Origin of the sequence: Pseudoxanthomonas sp. SE1 (genome assembly GCF_029542205.1) — a bacterium.
GTDB lineage: Bacteria > Pseudomonadota > Gammaproteobacteria > Xanthomonadales > Xanthomonadaceae > Pseudoxanthomonas_A.
Genome location: NZ_CP113783.1, coordinates 3,857,736 through 3,880,849 on the forward strand (window position 1 = coordinate 3,857,736; position 23,114 = coordinate 3,880,849).

Genomic DNA, 23,114 nt, shown 5'->3' on the forward strand with positions numbered 1-23,114 from the left:
TTACACGGCAACCTGCGCACGGCCGGGGTTACCATCGCGGCATGGCACCTCCCTCTTCCAGGTACGTCCTGCTGCGCCAGGGCGGCAGTTTCCTCGTCATCGGCGCGCTCCAGCTGCTGGTGGACTGGGCGCTGTTCGTGGCGTTCACTGCGCTGGGCGTGCCAGCAGCGCCGGCCAATCTCGCCAGCCGCGTGGGCGGCGCGCTGCTCGGCTTCTGGTTGAACGGGCGCGTGACCTTCGCGCACGACGGCAGCGCCCGACTCGGCTGGTGGCGCTTCGCCAAGTTCCTGTTGGTGTGGATACCGCTGACGATCGCGAGCACGCTGGCGGTGACCTGGGTCGCGACCTCACTGGGGCTAGCGTATGCCTGGCTGGCCAAGCCACTGGTGGAAGGCGTGCTCGCGGTGGTCGCGTTCTTCCTGTGGCGGCACGTCGTCTATCGCTGACGCCGGCGGGGCCGATCGGCCAACGGAGGCAGGATGGAGTGCCGGTAACACAACGTCGGGCGCATGGCGCACGCGACGAAACGAAAACGCCGGCACGAGGCCGGCGTTTCCGATGAAGCGTGTGCGCTTGGACCTCAGTGCTTGAGGTTCTTGCGCAGGCGCTCCAGCGCGCTGAGCTGGGCGATGCTCATGGCCAGCTGGGCCTGGGCTTCTTCCACGCTCATCTTCGGGTCCTTGTGGGACAGCACGCGCTCGGCTTCTTCCTTGGCCTTGCGGACCTGCGCTTCGTCGATGTCGGTCGCGCGCACGGCGGTGTCCGCCAGTACGGTGACGACCTGCGGCTGCACTTCCAGGATGCCGCCGGAGATGGCGAAGTCCAGCTGCTCGCCGCTGGCCAGCGTTACCACCACCTTGCCCGGCTTCAGGCGGGTGATCAGCGGCGCGTGCTTCGGCGCGATGCCCAGCTCGCCCAGTTCGCCGGTGGCCACGACCAGGGTGGCTTCACCGTGGAAGATTTCCTGCTCGGCGCTGACGATGTCGCAACGGATGGTGCTCATGGAACTCTCTTTGCCGTGTAGGGCGGGCCTTGGCCCGCCGCCGGTTGCCGCGAAGGTGGGCCGGGGCCCACCCTACGTGCTTACGCCTTCTCGGCGAGCTTCTTGGCCTTCTCGACCGCTTCTTCGATGCCGCCGACCATGTAGAACGCCTGCTCCGGCAGGTGGTCGTACTCGCCGTCGACGATCGCCTTGAAGCCGCGGATCGTGTCCTTCAGCGAGACGTACTTGCCCGGCGAGCCGGTGAACACTTCGGCCACGTGGAACGGCTGGCTGAAGAAGCGCTCGATCTTGCGCGCGCGCGACACGGCCTGCTTGTCTTCTTCGGACAGCTCATCCATGCCGAGGATCGCGATGATGTCCTTCAGTTCCTTGTACTTCTGCAGCGTCGACTGCACGCGGCGCGCGGTGTCGTAGTGCTCGTGGCCGATGACGTTCGGGTCCAGCTGGCGGCTGGTCGAGTCGAGCGGATCCACGGCCGGGTAGATACCCAGCGAGGCGATGTTGCGGCTCAGCACGACGGTCGCGTCCAGGTGGGCGAACGTGGTGGCCGGCGACGGGTCGGTCAGGTCGTCCGCGGGCACGTACACGGCCTGGATCGAGGTGATCGAACCGGTCTTGGTCGAGGTGATGCGCTCCTGCAGCACGCCCATTTCCTCGGCCAGCGTCGGCTGGTAACCCACGGCCGACGGCATGCGACCCAGCAGCGCCGACACTTCGGTGCCGGCCAGCGTGTAGCGGTAGATGTTGTCGACGAACAGCAGCACGTCCTTGCCCTTGCCGGACGCGTCCTTCTCGTCGCGGAAGTACTCGGCCATGGTCAGGCCGGTCAGCGCGACGCGCAGGCGGTTGCCCGGCGGCTCGTTCATCTGGCCGTACACCATCGCCACCTTGTCGAGGACGTTGGAATCCTTCATCTCGTGGTAGAAGTCGTTGCCCTCGCGGGTACGCTCGCCCACGCCGGCGAACACGGACAGACCCGAGTGCGCCTTGGCGATGTTGTTGATCAGTTCCATCATGTTGACGGTCTTGCCGACGCCGGCGCCGCCGAACAGGCCGACCTTGCCGCCCTTGGCGAACGGGCACATCAGGTCGATCACCTTGATGCCGGTTTCCAGCAGGTCGTTGGCCGAGGACTGGTCCTCGTACGACGGGGCCGAGCGGTGGATTTCCCAATGGTCGGTCGCCTGCACCGGACCGGCTTCGTCGATCGGGTTGCCCAGCACGTCCATGATGCGGCCCAGCGTGCCGGCGCCGACCGGCACCGAGATGGCCTTGTCGGTGTTCACGGCGATCAGGTTGCGCTTCAGGCCGTCGGTGGAACCGAGGGCGATGGTGCGCACGACGCCGTCGCCGAGCTGCTGCTGCACTTCGAGCGTGATGGCGGTGTTTTCCACCTTCAGCGCGTCGTACACCTTCGGCACTTCGTGGCGCGCGAATTCGACGTCAACCACCGCGCCGATGATCTGAACGATCTTGCCCTGACTCATTGCTGCATTCCTCTAGATGAATTCTTGTGACGAAGCGCGTCAGACTGCCGCCGCGCCGCCGACGATTTCGGAAATTTCCTGGGTGATCGCCGCCTGGCGGGCCTTGTTGTAGACCAGCTGCAGGGTACCGATGAGCTTGTTGGCGTTGTCGCTGGCGGCCTTCATGGCCACCATGCGCGCCGCGTGTTCCGACGCGATGTTCTCCAGCACCGCCTGGTACACCAGCGATTCGATGTAGCGCGTGATCACGTGGTCGAGCACGGTCGCGGCATCGGGTTCGTAGATGTAGTCCCAGTCGTGGTGCGCGACCTGCGTCTCCGCCGCCGGCAGCGGCAGCAGCTGGTCGAATGCGGCACGCTGGGTCATCGTGTTGACGAAGTCGTTGTAGACGACGAACACGCGGTCCAGCTTGCCTTCCGTGTAGGCGTCCAGCATCACCTTGATCACGCCGATCAGCTGGTCGAGCTTGGGCGAATCGCCCAGGTGCGACACGCTGGCCAGCATGTCGACCTTGACCCGGCGGAAGTACACCGAAGCCTTCTGGCCGATGGTGACCACATCGACCTCGACGCCCTTCTCGTTCCACTGGCGGATCTCGCCGAGCATCTTGCGGAACAGGTTGTTGTTCAGGCCGCCGGCCAGGCCGCGGTCGGACGACACGATGATGAAGCCGACGCGCTTGACGTCCTTGCGCTCCACCATGAAGGGATGCTGGTAATCGGTGTTGGCCTGGGCCAGGTGGCCGATCACCTGCTTCATCGCGCGTGCGTACGGGCGCGAGGTCTTCATGCGCTCCTGCGCCTTGCGGATCTTGGAGGCCGAGACCATCTCGAGCGCGCGCGTCACCTTGCGGGTGTTCTGCACGCTCTTGATCTTGGTTTTGATTTCGCGTCCGCCTGCCATGCTCTGCTCGCTTGATTCGTCTTCGTAGGGCGGGCCTGACCCGCCGCCTTCACGAAATGGTGGGCCGGGGCCCACCCTACGCTTACCAGGTACCGGTCTGCTTGAACTCGGCGATGCCCTTCTTGAAGGCGCCTTCGATCTCGTCGTTCCAGTTGCCGGTGCTGTTGATCGTGTCGACCAGTGCGCCCTGGGTGTTGGTGAAGTGCGCGTGCAGCGCGTCTTCGAACGCCAGGATCTTGCCGACCGGCACGTCGTCCAGGTAACCCTCGTTGACGGCGTAGATGGACAGCGCCTGCAGGGCGATGGACATCGGCGCGTACTGCTTCTGCTTCATCAGCTCGGTGACGCGCTGGCCGCGCTCCAGCTGCTTGCGGGTGGCTTCGTCCAGGTCCGAGGCGAACTGCGCGAACGCCGCCAGCTCACGGTACTGGGCGAGCGAGATGCGGATGCCGCCCGACAGCTTCTTGATGATCTTGGTCTGGGCGGCGCCACCGACGCGCGACACCGAGATACCGGCGTTCACGGCCGGGCGGATGCCGGCGTTGAACAGGTCGGTTTCCAGGAAGATCTGGCCGTCGGTGATCGAGATCACGTTGGTCGGCACGAACGCGGACACGTCGCCGGCCTGCGTTTCGATGATCGGCAGGGCGGTCAGCGAACCGGTCTTGCCGGTGACCTTGCCTTCGGTGAACTTCTCGACGTACTCCTCGGACACGCGCGCGGCGCGCTCGAGCAGGCGGGAGTGCAGGTAGAACACATCGCCCGGGTAGGCTTCGCGGCCCGGCGGACGCTTCAGCAGCAGCGAGATCTGGCGGTAGGCCACGGCCTGCTTGGACAGGTCGTCGTACACGATCAGGGCGTCCTGGCCGCGGTCCATGAAGTACTCGCCCATGGTGCAGCCGGAGTAGGCGCTGATGTACTGCATCGCGGCCGACTCGGAGGCGGTGGCGGCGACGACCACGGTGTGGGCCAGCGCGCCGTTCTCTTCCAGCTTGCGCACGATGTTGGCCACGGTCGAGGCCTTCTGGCCGATCGCGACGTACACGCACTTGATGCCGGTGCCCTTCTGGTTGATCACGGCGTCGATGGCCATCGCGGTCTTGCCGGTCTGGCGGTCGCCGATGATCAGCTCGCGCTGGCCGCGGCCGATCGGGATCATGGCGTCGACGGACTTGTAACCGGTCTGCACCGGCTGGTCGACCGACTTGCGCCAGATCACGCCCGGGGCCACGCGCTCCACCGGCGCGGTCAGCGAGGTGCCCAGCGGACCCTTGCCGTCGATCGGCTCGCCCAGCGCGTTCACCACGCGGCCGAGCATTTCCGGACCGACCGGCACTTCCAGGATGCGGCCGGTGGTCTTGGCCACGTCGCCTTCGCGCAGGTGCTCGTAGTCGCCCAGGACCACGGCGCCCACCGAATCGCGCTCCAGGTTCAGCGCCAGTGCGTAGGTGCTGTTGGGCAGCTCGATCATTTCGCCCTGCATGACGTCGGCCAGGCCGAAGATGCGCACGATGCCGTCGGACACGGAGGTGACCGTGCCTTCGTTGCGCGACTCCGCGGCCAGCTTGACCTTCTCGATACGGGTCTTGATCAGGTCGCTGATTTCAGAGGGGTTGAGCGTGGTAGCCATGGGTAAGTCCTGTGTGCCGGCTTGCGCGCGGCGGTTCAATGGGAATTCAGTGCGTCAGGGCCGACTGCAGGCGCGCCAGCTTGCCCTTCAGCGAGCCGTCGATCACCACGCTGCCGGCATCGATCACGGCGCCGCCGATCAGCGATGCGTCGATGGCCGTTTCGACCTCGACCTCGCGGCCGAAGCGCTTCTTCAATGCCGCCTTGATCACGTCCAGCTCGCCGGCCGGCAGCGTCGTGGCGGACGTCACCTTCGCCTTGACGATGTGCTCGGCCTCGGCACGCAGCTCCTCGAACAGGCCGGCGATCTCCGGCAACTGCTGCAGGCGGCGCGCGTCGGCGAGGATGCCGAGGAAGCGGATGAACGCCTCGCTCGCACCCTCGGGCGCGAGCAGCGTCACCGCATCGGCGTGCAGCAGCTGCGGATTGGGCAGCAGCGCGGCCACGCGCGGATCCGCCGCGACGTGCGCGGCAAAACCCAGCGCCTGCGACCAGGCGGCGAAGTTGCCTTCGTCGCGCGCCGTCGCAAAGGCGGCGCGGGCGTAGGGACGGGCGACGGTAAGGGCCTGGCTCATCGATCAGATCGTCCGGATCAGATTTCGGCGGCGAGTTCGTCGAGCAACGCCTTGTGGGCGTTGGCGTCGATCTCGCGCTTCAACAGCTTCTCGGCACCGCTGACGGCCAGCGCGGACACCTGCTTGCGCAGGTCCTCGCGGGCACGCGTGGCGGCGGCATCGATCTCGGCCTGCGCCAGTTCTTTCTGGCGGTTGGCTTCGGTGATCGCTTCGTTCTTGGCCGCGTCGACGATCTGGTTGGCGCGCGCGTGGGCCTGGTCGATGATCTCGTTGGCCTTGACGCGGGCTTCCTTCAGCGCTTCGTTGACCTTTTCCTGCGCCTGCGCCAGATCCTTCTGGCTGCGGTCTGCCGCGGCCAGGCCTTCGGCGATCTTCTGCTGGCGTTCTTCGATGGCAGCCAGCAGCGGCGGCCAGATTTTGGTCGCAATGATCCAGATCAGGCCGGCGAAGGCCAGCGCCTGGGCAAACAGAGTGAGATTGATATTCATCGTAAACCTGCCGGTGATGAAGGGCCTGCGCACATCGCGCCGGCCCAGCTACGCCTGGTGACTGACCGCGGACGAAAGCCCGTGGTCAGGCGTGCACGCGACGGATCAGCCCGCCAGCTTGGCCAGCTGTTCGGTGAAGATCGTGATGAACGGGCTGGCGAAGGCGAACAGCAGGCCGACGGCGACCGAGATGATGAACGCGGCGTCGATCAGGCCGGCGGTGATGAACATGCGCACCTGCAGGACCGGGATCAGCTCCGGCTGGCGGGCAGCCGATTCCAGGAACTTGCCGGCCATGATGGCCAGACCCAGACCCGCGCCCAGCGCGGCCAGGCCGATCATGATGCCGATGGCGAGGGCGGTCGAAGCCTGGACCTGGGCGAGGTTGGTGAGGATGCTTTCCATGGTGATCTCCGGAACTTAAGTGCTTGAAAGGTGATGGTACGAAGGAAACGGTGAAGCGGAAACGTTAGTGGCTGTCTTCCGACAGGCTCAGGTAGACGATCGACAGCATCATGAAGATGAATGCCTGCAGCGGGATGACCAGCAGGTGGAACAGCATCCAGCCCAGGCCGAACGTCGCGCCACCGAGCATGCCGAGGATGCCCGCGCCGCCCAGCACCCAGATCAGCAGGAAGACGATCTCGCCGCCGAACATGTTGCCGAACAGTCGCATCGCCAGCGAAATGGGCTTGCTGACCCATTCGACGATGTTGAGGATCAGGTTGAACGGCATCATCCACTTGCCGAACGGCGCCGTCAGGAATTCCTTGGCGAAACCGCCCAGGCCCTTGGAGCGGAACGCGAACACCAGCATCAGGAAGAACACGCTAATCGACATGCCCAGCGTGGCGTTGACGTCGGCGGTGGGGACCGGCTTCCAGTAGTGCACGCCCATCAGCTCGAGCGGCTTGGCGATGAAGTCCGCCGGAATCATCTTCAGCAGGTTCATCATCAGGATCCAGAAGAAGATGGTGATCGCGATGGGCGTCACCAGCTTGCTGGTCCCGTGGTAGGTGTCGCGGGCCTGCTTGTCGACGAACTCCAGCATGATCTCGACGAACGCCTGCCACTTGCCCGGCACGCCGGCCGTGGCCTTGCGCGTCGCCATCCAGAAGGCGAATACGATGACCAGGCCCATCAGCACGGCGGTCACGAAAGTGTCGACGTTGATCGTCCAGAAAGGACCTTCACCGCCCACCTGGGCCGTGAGGTTCTTCAGGTGGTGCTGGATGTAACTGGTGGGAGTCAGAGCTTCGCCCGCCATGAGTCGGAAACCTTTCGTCTAGATTGGGTTATCGCTGCTTGCCGGTCGCGACCAGCACCTGTGCCACCAGTCCGGTGATCACGCCCGCCAGGAGAGGCAGCGGGGGCAGCTTGTACAGCCCCGCGCCAACGACCAGCACGCCGATCACCACGACCCACTTCACCACCATCCCCGCGACCAGCCTCAGCACCGCCGAGACGGCGCCGAGCACGCCACCACCGAAGGCCATCCAGGCCGCCAGCAGCGCGCCGGCCACGATCGCCAACCCTCCGATGGCCGCCGCGACCGCATGGGGCACGCCCCCGAGCAGGAACAGCAGCGCGACCAGCAGTACCGCTGCCGTCTGCCAGACGGCGGCGCGCAACACCAGCCGCCGGCCCGCAGCGACGGAATTCAGCACACGAAAGCCCTACGGAATTGGCGGGGTACAAGGCGGTAAAGCGCCTCGCCGAGCCGCAAAAGTATAGCAGCGGGACAATTTCCGGGACAACCGCCAAAGGTCGAAATCGCGAGTTCGGCGCCGGATTCCGCCAAAGCCAGCGGGGACAAGGCTGTAACCGTTTCCCCTGTTCAGAATTTTCCGCAGGATTTCCCGGAACTTTGACGAAAACCGTCTGTCAGTCCCTCCGAGGCCTGCCGCTCAACTTCCTCGTCCGATGCTCCGTCGCAGGTCCTCCAGAAGCCCCGGTTGCCCCCGGGGCTTCCTTTTTCCAGCGGGAAATGAGGCGGAAGCCGCCACTCGTTCAGTCAATTCACCCCCTGTCGACCCGGGGATGGCGAACGTTGGGCTCCCCACACCCCACCGCATGGACCCCATGAGCCGCCACCTTGCCCCCCACCGCACCGCCGCATCGGTCTTCTGCTGCCTGTCCCTGGCCATCGCCGCCTCCACCGCGTCCGCACAGGAGGTTTCCGACGACGCCCGCTTCGAACTGAGGCTCTCCGCCTTCAATCCCGAGGCGAACATCCGCTTCACCGGTGATGCCGTGGCCACCAATGGCGAACGCTCGGAGGCGTTGAGCGCGGCAGGCGAGATCCATGCCGACGGCCGCTGGCGCCCACGCGGCGAGCTCGCCTTCAACATGACGCCTCGCCAGTCGCTCCGCCTCAACTACTACGACTATCGACGGGATCAATCGTGGGGCTTCGAAGGCGACTGGGTCGATCCTGGCACGATCTTCGACGAGGTCGAGATCCCGGGCGAGCCGGTGGAAGTGCCTGCCGTCGACGTGTCGGGCCGCATCAGCTTCGAACTGGCCAACCTCAACTACGAGTTCGCGATGATCGATACGCCACGTTTCCAGTGGGGTCTCGGTGCAGGCATCACCCACGCGACGCTGGCGGCGCGCGGTACCGCGACCAGTGCCGGTACCGGCGACATCGACCCGCAATGGGAGGAGCTGGACTGGAAACGCGATGGCACCTCGCCGAACCTGCACACCCGCGTGGCGTGGTCGCCGACGCCGCGCCTGCGCATCGAGGCGCAGGGACAGTACCTGGACACGCGCTGGGGCGACTTCATCGATGAACGCGGGCATTTCGAGCGCGGCGGCTTGCTGGTCGAGTACCGGGTGACCGAGCGGATCGGCGTGCATGTGGGCTACGACTGGTTCCGCCTGAAGCTCAGCGACGACTATCGCGGTTCGTTCGAGGCGCCGGCGGAGTCGGGGATCGGCACGGTGGACGTCGCGGGCAAGGCCACGGGCGAGTTCAAGGTGCATGGCCCGATGGCGGGCGTGTCGGTCCGGTTCTGACCCGGCGGCAGCGCGCGAACGGCCGCAGGCGCCGACCCGCCGGGCGGGAGCCCATCGCCCTTCAATTGATAGTCAAAGCCTATCGCTGATAGCGGATCATTCCATTGGACAGCGTCAGCTCGGCCCCCATAATGAGATCAATTCTCATCTGGAGCCCGTCGTGAACAAGACCCTGAGCTTCGCGATCCTGCACTTCTCGGTGGCCTTCACCCTGGGCTACCTGTTCACCGGCAGCCTGCTGGTGGGCGGCATGTTGGCGTTGATCGAACCGGCGACCAATACGGTGGTGTTCCACTTCCACGAAAAGGTCTGGAAGCGGATCGAAGCCCGGCGGGCGTCCAGGGCAATGCCACTGCCCGCCTGACAGGCCCGACACCGGAAACGGAAAGGCCGCACATCCGCGCGGCCCTTCCGTTCCTGCGACATCCGGTGTCGCTTATTTCTTCTTCGGGATGTACAGGTCGGTGATGGTGCCTTCGTAGACCTCGGCCGCCATCGCCACCGATTCGCTGAGCGTCGGGTGCGGATGGATGGTCGCGCCGATGTCGCCGGCTTCCGCGCCCATCTCGATCGCCAGCGCGAGTTCGCTGATCAGGTCCCCGGCGTGCACGCCGACGATGCCGGCGCCGATGATGCGGTGGGTGTGTTCGTCGAAGATCAGCTTGGTCGAGCCTTCGCCGCGGCCGATGCCGACCGCACGCGCCGACGCCACCCACGGGAACTTGCCCACGCCGATCTTCAGGCCCTTGGCCTTGGCTTCGGTCTCGGTCACGCCGACCCACGCGATTTCCGGATCGGTATAGGCCACGGACGGAATCACGCGGGCCACCCACTCCTTCTTCTCGCCGGCCGCCACTTCTGCGGCCAGCTTGCCTTCGTGCGTGGCCTTGTGCGCCAGCATCGGCTGGCCCACCAGGTCGCCGATGGCGAAGATGTGCGGCACGTTGGTGCGCATCTGCGCATCGACCGGGATGAAGCCGCGGTCGGTGACGGTGACGCCGGCCTTGTCGGCATCGAGCTTGCCACCGTTGGGCGAACGGCCCACGGCCACCAGCACGCGATCGAACGTCCCCGACTCCAGTTCCGGCTTCTGGCCTTCGGTGGCGCTTTCGAAGCCGACGGTGATGCCCTTCTTCGACGCTTCGACCTTGGCGGCCTTGGTCTTCAGGTGCACGGCCACGCCCTGCTTCTTCAGGCGGTCGGCGAGCGGCTTCACCAGGTCCTTGTCGGCGCCCGGCATCAGCTGGTCCATGAACTCGACCACGGTGACTTCGGCGCCCAGCGCGCGGTACACCGTCGCCATTTCCAGGCCGATGATGCCGCCGCCGACGACGAGCAGCTTCTTCGGCACTTCCTGCAGCTGCAGCGCATCGGTGGAATCCATCACGCGCGGATCGTCCCACGGGAAATTGGGCAGCTTCACCGCCTGCGAACCGGCGGCGATGATGCACTGCTCGAAGCGCAGGAGCTGCGTCTTGCCGTCGCTGCCGGCGATCTCCAGTTCGTTCGGCGAGACGAACTTCGCCACACCGGTCACCGTGCGCACCTTGCGCTGCTTGGCCATGCCGGCCAGGCCCTTGGTGAACTGGCCGACCACCTTGTCCTGCTTGAAGCCGCGCAGCTTGTCGAGGTCGATCTTCGGCTTGCCGAAACTGATGCCGATGTCGTCGGAATGCGAGGCTTCATCGATCAGCGCCGCCGCGTGCAGCAGCGCCTTTGACGGGATGCAGCCCACGTTGAGGCAGACGCCGCCGAGCGTGTCGTAGCGTTCGATGAGGACGGTGTCCAGACCGAGGTCGGCGGCGCGGAACGCGGCCGTGTAGCCGCCGGGACCGGAGCCGATCACGACGATGCGGCATTCGATATCGGCGGGCTTGCCGGTGCCAAGCGCAGGCTTCGGCGCCGAGGTCGCGGGGACCGCCGGAGCCGCGGGCGATGGTGTCACCGGGGCGGCCTTGGCGGGCGCGGACGCGGCGCCCTCACCTTCCAGGATCGCGACCAGGCTGCCTTCGGCGAGTTCGTCGCCCAGCTTGACCTTGATTTCCTTGATCACGCCCGCGGCAGGCGACGGCACTTCCATCGTCGCCTTGTCGGATTCCAGCGTCACCAGACCCTGGTCCTTCTTCACCGTGTCGCCGACGGCGACCAGGATCTCGATGACCGGAACGCCGTCGTAGTCGCCGATGTCGGGCACTTTGGCTTCGATCAATCCGCCACCGCCGGACGGCGCGGGTGCCGCGGCCGGTGCTGCAGGAGCGGGCGCCGACGCGGCAGGCGCCGCCGGTGCGGGCGCAGGCTTGGCGGGAGCTGCGGGCGCGGGCGCGGATGCCGCGGCGCCTTCAGCTTCCAGTACGGCCACCACGCTGCCTTCGGACAGCGAATCGCCCAGCTTGACCTTGATTTCCTTCACCACGCCGGCGGCCGAGGACGGCACTTCCAGCGTGGCCTTGTCCGATTCCAGCGTGACCAGGCCCTGGTCCTTCTTCACCGTGTCGCCGACGGCGACGAGGATCTCGATGACCGGCACATCGCTGTAATCGCCGATGTCGGGGACTTTGACTTCAATCGTGTTCGCCATACCACTCTCTTTCGTAGGGTGGGCCTTGGCCCACCGTGGTGTGTTCGGGTCGGTGGGCCAGGGCCCACCCTACGGACTTACAGCAGCACGCGACGCATGTCGCCGAGCAACTGGGCGAGATAGGCCGTGAAGCGCGCCGCGGAGGCGCCGTCGATCACGCGGTGGTCGTAGCTCAGCGACAGCGGCAGCATCAGGCGCGGCTGGAACTGCTTGCCGTCCCACACCGGCTGGATCGAGGACTTGGACACGCCCAGGATGGCCACTTCCGGTGCGTTGACGATGGGCGTGAACGCCACGCCGCCGATGCCGCCCAGCGAGGAGATCGAGAAGCAGCCGCCGGACATTTCGGCCGGGCCCAGCTTGCCGTCGCGCGCTTTCTTGGCCAGCTCACCGGTTTCCTGCGCGATCTCGTTGACGCCCTTCTTGTCGACGTCGCGAATCACCGGCACGACCAGGCCGTTCGGCGTGTCGGCGGCGAAGCCGACGTGGAAGTATTTCTTCAGCGTGAGGTTCTCGCCGCTGGCATCCAGCGACGCATTGAAGTCGGGGAACTTCTTCAGCGCGGACACGCTGGCCTTCATCAGGAAGGCGAGCATGGTCAGCTTGATGCCGGCCTTTTCGTTTTCCTTGTTCAGCGCCACGCGCAGCGCTTCCAGGTCGGTGATGTCGGCGTGGTCGTGCTGGGTGACGTGCGGGATCATCGCCCAGTTGCGCGCCAGGTTGGCGCCGGAAATCTTCTTGATGCGCGACAGCGCGACAGTTTCGGTCTCGCCGAACTTGCTGAAGTCCACCTTCGGCCATGGCAGCAGGTTGAGCCCGCCCCCCGCGGCCACCGGCGCACCGGCGGATGCCGGGGCGGCCACGCCACCGGCCAGCGCGCCCTTGACGTACTTCTGCACGTCTTCCTTGCTGATCCGGCCACCACGCTCGCTGCCCTTCACCTGGTTGAGGTCCACGCCCAGTTCACGCGCGAACAGGCGCACGGCGGGACTGGCGTAGGCGACCTTCTCCGGCAGCACGCGGTCGGCGTTGAACTCGACCGGCGGCGAGCGCGGCGGGGAGGCCTCCGGGTCGATGCCCGGCTTGTCGTCCAGCACGCGCGAGGCCACGGGCGCCACAGCCGGCGCGGCGCGTTCCTGCGCAATCTCGCGCTGGGTGATCTTGTCGGGGGTCGGCGATACCGCGACCGGCTCGACCTTCGCGCCGGTCTCGGCGGTGGCGGTCTGCGCGGGTGCGGCGGCGGGCTTCGCCTCGGCGGCGCCTTCGCTCACTTCGATCAGCGCCACCACCGCGCCTTCCGCGATTTCGTCGCCCAGCTTGACCTTGATCTCCTTCACCACGCCGGAGAAGGCGGACGGTACTTCCATCGTGGCCTTGTCCGATTCCAGCGTGACCAGGCCCTGGTCCTTCTTCACCGTGTCGCCCACGGCCACCAGGATCTCGATCACCGGTACGCCGTCGTAGTCACCGATGTCGGGGACTTTGGCTTCCTTGATGTCGGACATGGCGTTACTCCGGTATGGGCGTGAAGAAGGGAACCCCTATTGTGTCCGCAGTGGCGCGATGCGCCAACCATTCCTTCGGACTAATTGCTGTCCACATCAGGACATTGCGCGTCGTCGTGGAGGAAACGACGACACCACGCAAGCCTGCGGCCGCAGTGGTATCGCTTTGGTTCGACGCTCGGCTCACACGATACGCCGCCGCATTGTCAGGCGGGTACGCGCAGCAACGGCGAGATCGCAGCCCACGCGTCCCGCAAGGCGTCGTGGCGGATCGCCGCGTTGGCAGGGCTGGTGGATGGCAAGGCGAACAGGGCTGGTATGCGGATTCCCTGCAGCCGCGGCTGTACATGGCGACGGAAGGCCTCCGCCGCTTTCCCACCGTTGAGCGCGATCGCCACGATACTGCGGTGCGCCATCAGCACCTCATCCAGGGGATTGGCGATCTCGCTGCCGCGCACGATGGCCGCATCCAGGCTGCCACGCCGCTCGCACTGGCCAATGACATCCCACAGCCCCACGCCGGCCTGATGCAGGCAACTGATGCGGTGCTCGTACGAAGCGACGGGATCGAACCCGCAGATCGATGCCATCACCGGCCAGAACCGGTTGCGTGGATGGGCGTAGTAACGCACTGCCTGCAGCGAGGCGTCGCCCGGCATCGACCCCAGCACAAGCACGCGACAGTCTGCCCCGATGCTCGGCGGCAGACCGGTGAGCACGTCCGCCACGGATCAGCCGCCCGCCGACTGCCAGGGCTTCACCACCAGCAGCGCGCCGGCGACCACCAGCAGCAGGCCGACGACGCGCAGCGCATCCACGGGTTGCCGTGCATGCAGCACGCCGAAGTGGTCGAGTACGACCGAGCCCGCCAGTTGTCCCGCCACCACCAGGCAGATCAGCGAGGCCGCTCCCAGGCGGGGCACCAGCAACGTGGCCGAGGCGACGAACAGCGCCCCGATCACGCCCCCGGTCCATGCCCACCACGGCACCTTGGCCAGCGCGGCGGGCACGAACACCGGCCGGCTGAGCCACCACCACGCCAACAGCACCCCGGTTCCGACCATGAAGGACGCCAACGAGGCGAACACGGGACCGAAGGTCTGTTTGCCGAGCGATGCATTGATCAGCGCCTGCAGCGGCAGCAGCATGCCGATGAAGAGGGCCAGGGCCACGCCGGTCGCGTTCATGCGCGCCTCCGCTGTCATGTCGAAGGCATCACGATACCCGAGGTGCCCGCCCATGCTTCGTGACGGCACCGAAGCAACGGTGGCGATGCTTCTCAGCGTCCAAGGTGACGATCGAAGAACGCCGCTGTCACCGCGTACGCTTCCTGCGATTCGGGCAGCTCCGGGTCCGAAAAGAACGCGTGCCACATGCCGTCCCAGACGTGCAGGTCCGCCTGCACGCCGGCCCTGGTCAGCAGCCGATGGCTCTGCAGCACCGAGCTCATCGCGAAATCGCGCGTGCCGGAGAGCAACAGGGTCGGCGGGAAACGGGCGAGCAGCGCCGGATCATTCGCTGGCACCACCATCGGATCATCGGCGCGCGCACCCTTGAAGTACGGCAGGCGTTCGACGATGGACACGGGGCCGTTGCCGATCGGATCGCCACTGAGCAGGGGGCCGACATAGGCGGAATCGCCACCCAGCGCCGCGACCGAACCGCAGAATGTGCCGATCGCGCCCGGCAACGGAATCGCATCACGGACCAGGCGCGCCACGACCTGGCCGGTGAGCATGCCGCCTGCCGAACAGCCGTAGATACCGATGTTCGCCGCCGGATGGCGCTGCATGAGCGCCTTGTAGACGGCCACCACGTCGTCGGTCGCGGCGGGGAAGACATGCTCCGGCCCCTGCCGGTAGTCGACACCGACCACCCGCACGCCGCCGAGCGCGGCAACCGGGATCGCCTCAACGAGCGCACCGCTGTGTTCGCCCCACAGGAAAGCGCCGCCGTGCAGCGCGATCAGTACCCGGTTGCGGTTGGCCGGCGCGATGCCATCCGCAGGCTCGACGATGTCGACGTCCACGCCCGCCACGGTATCGGTGGACAGCGTGACCGGATAGCGGGCACGCATCCGCGCGACCCGGTCGCGGTTGATGCGATCGTAGAACGCGCGCGGGGCCTCGATGCCGCTGGAGAGGCCGGGCGCGGCGCGCCCCTCGGCCAGCACTCCACTGAACCGTGCCTGCGCTTCCGGCGAGGCGTAGCGGGAGAACGGCACCGCGAACGCGGGCAGCTCCATCGTACCCGCGGAACCGCCTGCATCGACGGGCGCCCGCAGCAGTTCCTGCATCTTCAGATAGACGCCATTGCTCCAGCCGAACCCGACCACGTTGTCGGCATAACCCATGGTCACCTGCACGTCGGCATCGCCGCTCACCATGTTGTACTTCTCGCGGATGGTGCCGTCATGCGCGATGGCACGGTCGATGGTGGCGGTAAAGGCCCGCGCGATGCGGATGGCGTCGTCGCGCTTGCCATAACGGTCCAACCCCGCCACCACCAGCCAGTTGACCGGCGCCCATCCGAACGGCGCATCCCACTGCGCACCGCTGCGGTCGCGGCTCATCGCCAGGCCGCCCGGGTGCTCGAACAGCGCGAGCTTGCCGCGCAACGCATCGGCCTGCGCCGGTGATGCCGCCCCCGCCCACAGCGGGTAGAACGTGGTCACGTAGGGCTCGTCTGCGTGCCGGCCGGCGACAAAATCATAGTCGGCGTACATGCCTGCAGCGGGCCGCCACAGATGGCGATCCATGGCCGCCCGCCGCGTCGTCGCCGCCTGTTCGTAGACGACCGCGTCGCCGGGCTTTCCCAACCGTCGAGCGAACGCGGCCAGATCGCGCTCGTAGGCGTACAGCAGGCTGTTGAGGCAGACCGGCGCGTAGTGGTGAGTCGCGCCGGCGAACGGGCCGAAGTGGAAGTTCACGTCGAACCCCGATTCGCGCATCGCGCGGTCGCCCAGGTAGAAGTCGGCGCGCAACCGGTAACCATCGACCCAGGCATCCCGGCATACCTGCGAGGCGACGACATCGCAGCTTTCCCGCTTCAGGCGCGCGGCTTCCGCTGCATCAGGGTGCTCGGACGCCGCGAGCAGCCAACCCGGATCGCGTGCCGGATGCGCGCGCAGCCAGGCGATCACCTTGCGCAGGTAGTCCGCCGTGCGCATCTCCAGCACCGGTCCGCTGCCATAGTCGAAATAGCGAGCGAGTCCGGTGTCGCCCGCCAGGTGCTCGGGACGGGTCCAGGTGGCGTGGTCGCGCACCGCCAGCGGCCAGGCATGCGCCAGCCAGGCATCCGCTTCGGCGGTACTGCCGAAGGCCGAACCGTCATCGAGCATCGCGCGGATCATCGCCCCCAGGAACGGCGGCTGCGAGCGGGTGAGGTAATAGCTGCGGTTGGCGTTGAGCACGCCGCCGTAGTGCTCGACCTGGTACAGGAAATTGTCGACCATGTCGCGCGCCAGCGCGGCACGCCCGTCGGCCAGCAGGCCCAGCACGATGAAATAGCTGTCCCAGCCGTACATTTCGTTGAAGAAGCCGCCCGGCACCACATAGGGCTTGGGCAGGTACAACAGGCCTTGCTGCGCGAGCGTGTGCGGGTCGATGTCGCCGATCCGCGAAATCGTGCGTGGCAGCGCTCGCAGTTCCACGCCGCAGCGGCGGGCGGTGGCCACAAGCGCGGCATCGGCCGGTGCGTCCGCCGGCACGTAGACCACCGGATGCGTCCCGACCTTGGGATCGGCGAGCGCCGAACAGTCCTCGACGCGGCGCGTGAGCGTGTCCCACCCCCGGTCGATGTACGCCTCCGTGCGCGCCGGATCGGGAGCAGCGGCGTGGGCCACGACCGGCGCGAACAGCAGCGACAGCAACAGGCAACCGAAGGTGGAAGCGGAACGCCTCATGGCTCGTCCACCGCCAGATAGACCGTGCTCCACAACTGCGCGGCGTTGGACTCATCCTCATGCGCGCCCTGCGCACCGAATGGCTCCAGGCGGTAGCGCCCATCGCCATATGACCACGACCACAACTCTGAAGTGCGGACGTCGTCGGTGGCGCGGATCGCCTGCCAGAGTCGCGCCTGCGCCTCCTGCAGCGCCTCGCGCGTGGAGGCAGGCAGGTCGTCGCGCGCCAGTTGCCGCCGCAGGCCTGCGGCCAGCACCGCCTGCTGCCACGCCCATACCACCGTGCCGTGGTAGGCGGCGTTGCCAAGCCGCGGCCATACCGCGCGATCGGCGTACGCGGGATTGGCGACGAGCAGGCCCACGTCCGTCATCAGGCCCGCGGGAAATGGCCGCATCATCGCAGCGACCTCCGTGTCCAGCGCGCGCGCATCGGGATGCCCGAACAGCAGGCGGAATCCCTCATCCGAATGCAACACCGCCACCGGACGACCTTCCGCATCAAGCGCGATCGCCGGGAACGTCACCCCCGCTGCATCCAGCGATGCCAGCGCCGCGGTGTCGGGCACGCCGGCCTGCGCGGCATAAGCGCGCACCTGGGCCGCCGCCTGCGCGTGCGGGATCTTCACCGCGAACAGACCGACCGCCTCGCGCTCCCAGATGCCGGCGCGATCCGCCGCCGCCCTCAGCGTGCGCTGCTGCACATCGCTCATGTACGGCGCCAGCAGGCCGCTGTCGAGGAATCCACCGATCGCGCGCAGGGCCGCCGGCATCCAGACGGCATTGACGTCGTAGGGATAGCGGCCACGTCCGATGCCTTCGTTGCTGTCGCGCCACTGGCCGACCGGCTTGCCCTCCTTCAGCGCGACAAGGTTCGCTGGGACCGGCGACTCGGCGAAGGCGGCACTCTGCCCCGCCACGAACAGCAGGTTGCGCACCATCGCATCGCCGTTGCGCAGTCCACCCGCCCCGGACCGCAGGAAATCGACGGCGCGCGCACGGCCGCGCGCGTCCTCCAGCAGCCATGCCGCGGCGACCGGCGGCAGCATATAGTCGTCGTCGATCATCACGTAGTCGTAAACCGGCGCGGCGGACGACGTGCCGTGTTCCTTGCGGTGGCGCAGCACCGCGAACTCGCCGATGTCCTCTTCGTGCGCCACTTCGCCGCCCGGCGAAAGCCGCGACAGCACCGCACCCAACCCGGCCTCCACCGCCGCCGGCTGCAGGGCCGGCATCAGCAGGCGCACCGACATCAGGGTGTCGCGGCCGAAGTAGGTGTTGAAGCGCCATGAGCCGGCCAGGAACTTCTCGCGGTAGCTGAGGAACTGCAGCGCCTGCCGGCTGCGCGGGTCGGTGGCGGCATGCGCGTTCAACAACTCGTCCGCGGTGAACGGCGTCAGCGGGGTCTCGCCCGTCGTCGCGGTGATGCGCAGACGTAGCGGACCATCCGCACCGTCCGCCTGCAGCACGATCCTGCCATCGTCGCGGGTGAAGCGTCCGTTCTGCGCGTCCAGTGTGATCGCGTAGCCGGGCGCGCCGTCCAGGCGATCGCGCTGCCACGTCACCTTGTGGTCGCTCACCGCCGCCGTCGCGCGGGTGTCCTCGGGATAGGGCAGGCCAAGCTGGTAGTCGCGCAGCACGCGCACGCTGCCGAGCACGGCATCCTTCAGTACCAGGCGGCGCGCATCGACGCTCGCCTCGGCGGTGATGCCATGCCAGGCGTGCCCCTCGCGCAGGCGGCGTTCGCCGGTCACCGTTCCAAGCATCCAGTGGACAGGTGTGGCCGTGTTTTCGAACCAGACACCGACGCCGCTGTTGCCGGCCGGGAATGCCACCAGCACGCGCGGCCGCGTGCCCGAGCTGAGCAGCAGGTGGGCGGCGACCGGTCCGTCCTGATGGAACGCGTTCTCGATGCGCCCCTCGGTGATGCGGAACTGCAATGGCGCCGGCGCGGACTCCTTCGCCAGCGCGGGCATCAGCGCGCCGGCGGATGACAGGACGACGGCCGCCAGGAGGATGACGCTGGCGCGGCGCACGCGCGGAACAGAGAGCATGCGATCGATCATTCTTGTCCTCCCACCGCCGCGGCGGTATCGGGTGTATGGGCACTGCGGTTCAGCAGGGTCAGCGACACCAGCAGCATCGTCATCGGCACCAGCAGCAGGTAGAAGGCGCGGGAGCCATCGAAGTGCGCGAACAGCTGGCCGGTGATGAGCGATCCGGTGGTGCCGCCCAATGCGGAGAACACCACGATAAGCCCGGTCATCGCGGCGTGCCGCGTTTTCGGCAGCGCGCTGAGAACCACCGAATTGATCGTGGGATAGATCGGCGCCATGAGTAGTCCGATCAGCGGGAAAACGTAGGCTGCGGCGGGCGCATTCCACCAGGTCTGGTCGGGCCGCGCCTGTACGTCCGCCGCCAGCGGCAGCGCCACCAGCACCAGCGCCGCCATCGCCATCACGCAGGCACCCAGCACCCAGAACCAGCGCACGCGGCGCAACACGAAACCGCCGCCCAATCGCCCCAGCGCCAGCGACCCGGCGAAGATGCTGGCCGCCTGCACGCTCAACGTGGTCGGCAGATGCAGGATCTCGCGATTGAAGGTGGGCAACCAGGTGTTGATGGCCTGTTCCATCAGCACGTACAGGAAGGCCGACACCAGGAACACCACCACCAGCGGCCGACCCAGCAGGCGCAGCATGTCGGCAAAGGACTCGCCGACGGCGTGGCCGTCATGTGCTGCGGACTCGTCCATCTCCGCGCTGGCGAGCAGCGCAATCACCGCCACGCAGAGGCCGGCGATCACCCAGTACACATCCAGCCAGACCGGGTCGCCGGGTGCTTCCGGATTGATGAAGGCCGCGAACAGCCAGGCACTGCCCAGGATGCCGACCATGAACCAGCCCTCGACCGTACTGGTCAGGCCTGCATGCGCTTTAGGGTCATCGGTCAGCAGACCTATGCTCGAATAGACCGAGACCTTCACCAGCGCGAAGCAGACGCCTACCGTGGCGAACAGCAGCTTGGTCGCCCAGAACGTCTGCAGCAACGGCATGGATGCGCATGCCAACGCCACCAGCAGCAGGCCCAGCATCATCGCGCGGCGGTAGCCCAGTCGTGGCAGCGTCGACGCCACCAGGAACGAGGCGATGGCGATGGGCAGGTCCTTGAACGCCTCCAGCGTCGCCGCGCCCGACTTGCTGACGCCGAAGCCCTGCATCACCTGCAGGATCACCGCGCCAACGGAATTGAGCAGCATGGCGAAGATCATGTAGGTCAGGATCAACGCCAGCACCATGCGGCTTCGCTTCATCATCCACTCCGTGCGCGCCATGCTCGGCACGCATCACTGTGTGATCGCCAGCATGACGACGCAAGAGGCCGCATGCCATGTATCGCCGCGCGCATGCGCCGCAGCCGCAAGGGGACGCCTCCCGGGAGAGGAGGGAGGCGCCCCCGACCGCACTTACCAGCTGTATTTCGCCTGTACGTTGATCTCACGGCCTTCCAGCGGACGCGCCAGCAGTACGCCACCGGCGGTGGTCGCCGACCCGAAGATGCGCGAGTTGCTCTCGGTCAGTCCCAGCTCGTTGGTCATGTTGGTGCCGCGCAGGTTGAACTGCCAGTTGTCGCCCACGTTCGCGGTCACGCCGAAGTCCAGCGTCTGGTACGAGCCCAACTGCTGCAGGCCCGACTGGTCCTGCGTGTGGTCACCCACGTAGGTGTAGGTGATGTACGGCGTCACGTCGCCCCAGCCAGCCTCGATGCGATAGCTCGGCGTGAACATGGCACGGAACTTCGGCTGGCGCTGCAGCTGCTGGCCCTCGATCGTGGCGCATTGGGAGGTACCGTTGATATCCGTATACGGCACGCAGGCGTCGTAGTCGGTGTATTCGCCGTCCAGGTAGTTGGCCACCAGCTGCAGGCGCAGGTTGTCGACCGGGGTCAGTGCACCGATGAAGTTCACGCCCACCGATTCCGATCCGTAGATCGCCGGCGAACCCACCGGGGTACCAAGGCCATTGGTAGGCTGGTACTGCAGGCCCGTGAACACCCGACGATACGCACTGATGTCCGCATACAGCAGCGGAGATTGGTACTTGAAGCCAACCTCGTAGTTGCGGATCTTCTGCATCGGCGGGTAGTTGTCGTTCGTCGTACCGCGGATGCCGTTGTCGAAGTCGAGGAAGTGGCCGCCGGTGTTGACGCGGCCGTAGGCCGACATGTGGTTGGTGAAGGCATAGTTCGCGCCGGCAGTGAAGGCCGGATGGGTCTTGTCGTAGGTGTTGCGCGCGAACGTGCCGTTGCAGGTTTCCACATTGTTGTCGTACAGCGTGTTGGGATTGCCATCCAGTCCGCCTGGGCCCGACGAGCTGCGGTTGCAGACATTGCTGGTGGCGTCCTGGTTCTCGACGCGGCCGGACAGGTCCAGCAGCCACTTGCCGACGCGCCACATGTCGGACACGTACAGCGCGGTGTTGGTGGCGCGGCCGTTCTGGGCGATGTGGTAGCCACCGAAGTCCGCGAAGCCCTGGCTGTCGGTGCGCTGGTAGGTCTGGCCGCCGTCGACGTAGCTGACGGTGATCGGCGTGGCGTTGGGCTCGTTGGTCATCAGCATCTGGTTGCCGAGGGACCACTTGTCGCTCATCGAATAGTGGTTGACATATACGCCGACCGTCAGCGTATTGCCCTCGAACAGATCCTTGCTCAGGCGGAAGTCGTTGTTGAACGCCTTCAGTTCCTTGTGGATGTACCACCAGCCCTGCTGGATGACGCTCTGCGTCAGCGGCACCGCACCGCCGCCGACATAGGTCGCCGTCGCCGAACCCGCCGGCAGCTGGAAGCCACCCGGCGTACCGGCCGTGTACAGCATGTCCTGCAGCGTCGCCGGATTGTTGCCGGAGAACAGTGCGTTGGTGTCCATGTCGCCCTGGGTGAACAGGAACTTGTCGCTGATCGACCACCCGTTGCCGAACGAATAGTCGAAGTTGCCGCCAGCGAACACCACATCGGCACCGCGTCCGTTGGCCAAGTCCGCGTCGACCGGACTGCCCGGATAGTTCGGCAGGCGCACATGACGGATGGCCTGGCTGTAGTACGTATCCTTCAGCGGATCGAAGCCCGGATATGCGCTGAAGTCGTCCTCGCCCCGCTGGATCAGCGGGATGGGCGTGATGAACTGGTTCTTGTCGTTGAGGTAGCGCGCGTACAGCGTGAGGCGACCGCTGTCGAAATCGCGCGACAGGGTACCGGTCAGCTGTCCGCCCTTGTCGGCCTTGAAGCCGGGATCGCGCACGCCGTCTGACTCGCGCCAGAAACCGCCGACGCTGCCGTACCAGTTCTCGGAGACCTTGAAGCCAGCGAAGCCGTCGAGCCGCCACAGTCCTTCATTGCCGTATGTCAGACCCACGCTGCCGGAGGGTTCGTCGGTGCCGGTCTTCAGGAAGAAGTTGGCACTGGCACCCATCTGGCCGTCAGCGAACACCACCGAGGGTCCGCCCTGCAGGATCTCCACCGCTTCCACCGTATCGTCCAGGCGGAACATCGAGGTGGTTTCGAAGAACGACAGCGTCGGCATGCCGTACAGCGGCGAGCCCATCAGCAACGTGGAGAAGTACGGCGCGTCGCCCCCCCCGGGGAAGCCGGCGATCTCGATGTTGGCGCCCGTCTGGCCACCGGTGGATTCCGGCCACATGCCGGGTGAGATCTTCAACAGGTCGGCCGTGCTCTTCGGATTGGCCTGTTTGATCTGTTCGGCATTGGCGGTGACGATGTTGAAGCTGGCTTCCAGCTTGCGCACGCCGCCGGCAGAGGCGGAACCGGACACCACCACGGCGTCCAGGGTGGTGGCATCCGCCTGCTTCTCGGTGGGCGCGGCGTCCTGCGCCAGGACGGCGCCGGGCGCCAGCGCCGCGGCGATGGCGGCGGACAGGGCATAACGGATCAAGTGTGGCTTGCGGTACTGCATGGTCTCTCCCTCCGGGGTACTGCATGTTGTGATGGTGGTGGTCTGCCGCCGCGGCT

At 66.6% G+C, this 23,114-nt stretch carries 20 protein-coding genes; 3 read left to right on the forward strand and 17 right to left on the reverse strand.

Annotation, left to right across the window (positions count from 1 at the left end; genetic code table 11):
* Positions 1-41: 41 nt before the first annotated feature.
* Positions 42-446 (forward strand): GtrA family protein, encoded by a 405-nt coding sequence (locus OY559_RS18130; RefSeq protein WP_277727679.1) that lies wholly within the window; start codon positions 42-44, stop codon positions 444-446.
* Positions 447-580: 134 nt separating this feature from the next.
* Here the strand turns inward: OY559_RS18130 and OY559_RS18135 are convergent, their stop codons facing one another.
* From OY559_RS18135 to OY559_RS18175, 9 genes are all read right to left on the reverse strand, one after another.
* A complete protein-coding gene (locus OY559_RS18135; protein ID WP_093489858.1) occupies positions 581-1,003 on the reverse strand; it encodes a F0F1 ATP synthase subunit epsilon in 423 nt (140 codons plus the stop codon).
* 80 nt (positions 1,004-1,083) lie between these two features.
* Positions 1,084-2,490 (reverse strand): F0F1 ATP synthase subunit beta, encoded by a 1,407-nt coding sequence (gene atpD / locus OY559_RS18140; protein ID WP_142126048.1) that lies wholly within the window; start codon positions 2,488-2,490, stop codon positions 1,084-1,086.
* A 39-nt stretch (positions 2,491-2,529) separates the two neighbouring features.
* On the reverse strand, positions 2,530-3,393 hold the full coding sequence (gene atpG, locus OY559_RS18145) for a F0F1 ATP synthase subunit gamma (protein WP_192202931.1): 864 nt from the start codon (positions 3,391-3,393) through the stop codon (positions 2,530-2,532).
* Positions 3,394-3,475: 82 nt separating this feature from the next.
* Positions 3,476-5,023: a F0F1 ATP synthase subunit alpha gene (gene atpA / locus OY559_RS18150; RefSeq protein ID WP_162338071.1), complete on the reverse strand. Its 1,548-nt coding sequence runs from the start codon at positions 5,021-5,023 to the stop codon at positions 3,476-3,478.
* A 46-nt stretch (positions 5,024-5,069) separates the two neighbouring features.
* Positions 5,070-5,597: a F0F1 ATP synthase subunit delta gene (locus tag OY559_RS18155; RefSeq protein ID WP_277727681.1), complete on the reverse strand. Its 528-nt coding sequence runs from the start codon at positions 5,595-5,597 to the stop codon at positions 5,070-5,072.
* Between the two features lie 17 nt (positions 5,598-5,614).
* On the reverse strand, positions 5,615-6,085 hold the full coding sequence (locus OY559_RS18160) for a F0F1 ATP synthase subunit B (RefSeq protein WP_162338069.1): 471 nt from the start codon (positions 6,083-6,085) through the stop codon (positions 5,615-5,617).
* 105 nt (positions 6,086-6,190) lie between these two features.
* The gene (gene atpE, locus OY559_RS18165) at positions 6,191-6,490 is read right to left on the reverse strand and encodes a F0F1 ATP synthase subunit C (protein WP_055939490.1); all 300 of its coding nucleotides are present in this window, start codon (positions 6,488-6,490) and stop codon (positions 6,191-6,193) included.
* Positions 6,491-6,554: 64 nt separating this feature from the next.
* Entirely contained in the window at positions 6,555-7,352 is a 798-nt protein-coding gene (gene atpB / locus OY559_RS18170; protein ID WP_277727682.1) for a F0F1 ATP synthase subunit A, read from the reverse strand.
* A 28-nt stretch (positions 7,353-7,380) separates the two neighbouring features.
* Positions 7,381-7,752, reverse strand: coding sequence for a hypothetical protein (locus OY559_RS18175; protein WP_277727683.1), 372 nt, complete (start codon positions 7,750-7,752; stop codon positions 7,381-7,383).
* Between the two features lie 415 nt (positions 7,753-8,167).
* Between OY559_RS18175 and OY559_RS18180 the strand changes: the two genes are divergently transcribed.
* Together OY559_RS18180 and OY559_RS18185 are read left to right on the forward strand one after the other, a co-directional pair.
* The gene (locus OY559_RS18180; protein ID WP_277727684.1) at positions 8,168-9,106 is read left to right on the forward strand and encodes a hypothetical protein; all 939 of its coding nucleotides are present in this window, start codon (positions 8,168-8,170) and stop codon (positions 9,104-9,106) included.
* 160 nt (positions 9,107-9,266) lie between these two features.
* Positions 9,267-9,470, forward strand: a complete 204-nt coding sequence (locus tag OY559_RS18185; RefSeq protein ID WP_277727686.1) for a DUF2061 domain-containing protein — start codon at positions 9,267-9,269, stop codon at positions 9,468-9,470.
* Positions 9,471-9,542: 72 nt separating this feature from the next.
* On the opposite strand, the gene lpdA is transcribed toward OY559_RS18185, so the two are convergent.
* The 8 genes from lpdA to OY559_RS18230 form a co-directional block, all read right to left on the reverse strand.
* Positions 9,543-11,684: a dihydrolipoyl dehydrogenase gene (lpdA, locus tag OY559_RS18190; protein WP_277727687.1), complete on the reverse strand. Its 2,142-nt coding sequence runs from the start codon at positions 11,682-11,684 to the stop codon at positions 9,543-9,545.
* Positions 11,685-11,761: 77 nt separating this feature from the next.
* Positions 11,762-13,189: a dihydrolipoyllysine-residue acetyltransferase gene (locus OY559_RS18195; RefSeq protein WP_277727688.1), complete on the reverse strand. Its 1,428-nt coding sequence runs from the start codon at positions 13,187-13,189 to the stop codon at positions 11,762-11,764.
* Positions 13,190-13,395: 206 nt separating this feature from the next.
* Positions 13,396-13,848 (reverse strand): DNA-deoxyinosine glycosylase, encoded by a 453-nt coding sequence (locus OY559_RS18200; protein ID WP_277730056.1) that lies wholly within the window; start codon positions 13,846-13,848, stop codon positions 13,396-13,398.
* A 72-nt stretch (positions 13,849-13,920) separates the two neighbouring features.
* Positions 13,921-14,376 (reverse strand): DMT family transporter, encoded by a 456-nt coding sequence (locus OY559_RS18205; RefSeq protein WP_277727689.1) that lies wholly within the window; start codon positions 14,374-14,376, stop codon positions 13,921-13,923.
* A 92-nt stretch (positions 14,377-14,468) separates the two neighbouring features.
* A complete protein-coding gene (locus OY559_RS19755; RefSeq protein ID WP_343228737.1) occupies positions 14,469-17,093 on the reverse strand; it encodes a GCSAG motif subfamily hormone-sensitive lipase in 2,625 nt (874 codons plus the stop codon).
* Complete coding sequence (locus OY559_RS18220; protein WP_277727690.1) at positions 17,090-19,156, reverse strand: hypothetical protein; 2,067 nt, start codon at positions 19,154-19,156, stop codon at positions 17,090-17,092. Before OY559_RS18220 ends, OY559_RS19755 begins: the two co-directional genes overlap by 4 nt.
* Positions 19,153-20,403, reverse strand: a complete 1,251-nt coding sequence (locus OY559_RS18225) for an MFS transporter (protein ID WP_277727691.1) — start codon at positions 20,401-20,403, stop codon at positions 19,153-19,155. The genes OY559_RS18220 and OY559_RS18225 overlap by 4 nt, the downstream gene beginning before the upstream one ends.
* Positions 20,404-20,556: 153 nt before the next feature.
* The gene (locus tag OY559_RS18230; protein WP_277727692.1) at positions 20,557-23,058 is read right to left on the reverse strand and encodes a TonB-dependent receptor; all 2,502 of its coding nucleotides are present in this window, start codon (positions 23,056-23,058) and stop codon (positions 20,557-20,559) included.
* Positions 23,059-23,114: the final 56 nt, after the last annotated feature.

Bases quoted from the DNA above. Each gene is read 5' to 3' on its own strand.
- atpG (WP_192202931.1), bottom strand. From the start codon at position 3,393: ATGGCAGGCGGACGCGAAATCAAAACCAAGATCAAGAGCGTGCAGAAC.
- OY559_RS18130 (WP_277727679.1), top strand. From the start codon at position 42: ATGGCACCTCCCTCTTCCAGGTACGTCCTGCTGCGCCAGGGCGGCAGT.
- OY559_RS18200 (WP_277730056.1), bottom strand. From the start codon at position 13,848: ATGCCGGGCGACGCCTCGCTGCAGGCAGTGCGTTACTACGCCCATCCA.
- OY559_RS18205 (WP_277727689.1), bottom strand. From the start codon at position 14,376: ATGAACGCGACCGGCGTGGCCCTGGCCCTCTTCATCGGCATGCTGCTG.
- OY559_RS18220 (WP_277727690.1), bottom strand. From the start codon at position 19,156: ATGATCGATCGCATGCTCTCTGTTCCGCGCGTGCGCCGCGCCAGCGTC.
- OY559_RS18135 (WP_093489858.1), bottom strand. From the start codon at position 1,003: ATGAGCACCATCCGTTGCGACATCGTCAGCGCCGAGCAGGAAATCTTC.
- atpA (WP_162338071.1), bottom strand. From the start codon at position 5,023: ATGGCTACCACGCTCAACCCCTCTGAAATCAGCGACCTGATCAAGACC.
- OY559_RS18155 (WP_277727681.1), bottom strand. From the start codon at position 5,597: ATGAGCCAGGCCCTTACCGTCGCCCGTCCCTACGCCCGCGCCGCCTTT.
- lpdA (WP_277727687.1), bottom strand. From the start codon at position 11,684: ATGGCGAACACGATTGAAGTCAAAGTCCCCGACATCGGCGATTACAGC.
- atpD (WP_142126048.1), bottom strand. From the start codon at position 2,490: ATGAGTCAGGGCAAGATCGTTCAGATCATCGGCGCGGTGGTTGACGTC.
- OY559_RS18225 (WP_277727691.1), bottom strand. From the start codon at position 20,403: ATGAAGCGAAGCCGCATGGTGCTGGCGTTGATCCTGACCTACATGATC.
- OY559_RS18180 (WP_277727684.1), top strand. From the start codon at position 8,168: ATGAGCCGCCACCTTGCCCCCCACCGCACCGCCGCATCGGTCTTCTGC.
- atpB (WP_277727682.1), bottom strand. From the start codon at position 7,352: ATGGCGGGCGAAGCTCTGACTCCCACCAGTTACATCCAGCACCACCTG.
- atpE (WP_055939490.1), bottom strand. From the start codon at position 6,490: ATGGAAAGCATCCTCACCAACCTCGCCCAGGTCCAGGCTTCGACCGCC.
- OY559_RS18195 (WP_277727688.1), bottom strand. From the start codon at position 13,189: ATGTCCGACATCAAGGAAGCCAAAGTCCCCGACATCGGTGACTACGAC.
- OY559_RS18160 (WP_162338069.1), bottom strand. From the start codon at position 6,085: ATGAATATCAATCTCACTCTGTTTGCCCAGGCGCTGGCCTTCGCCGGC.
- OY559_RS18230 (WP_277727692.1), bottom strand. From the start codon at position 23,058: ATGCAGTACCGCAAGCCACACTTGATCCGTTATGCCCTGTCCGCCGCC.
- OY559_RS19755 (WP_343228737.1), bottom strand. From the start codon at position 17,093: ATGAGGCGTTCCGCTTCCACCTTCGGTTGCCTGTTGCTGTCGCTGCTG.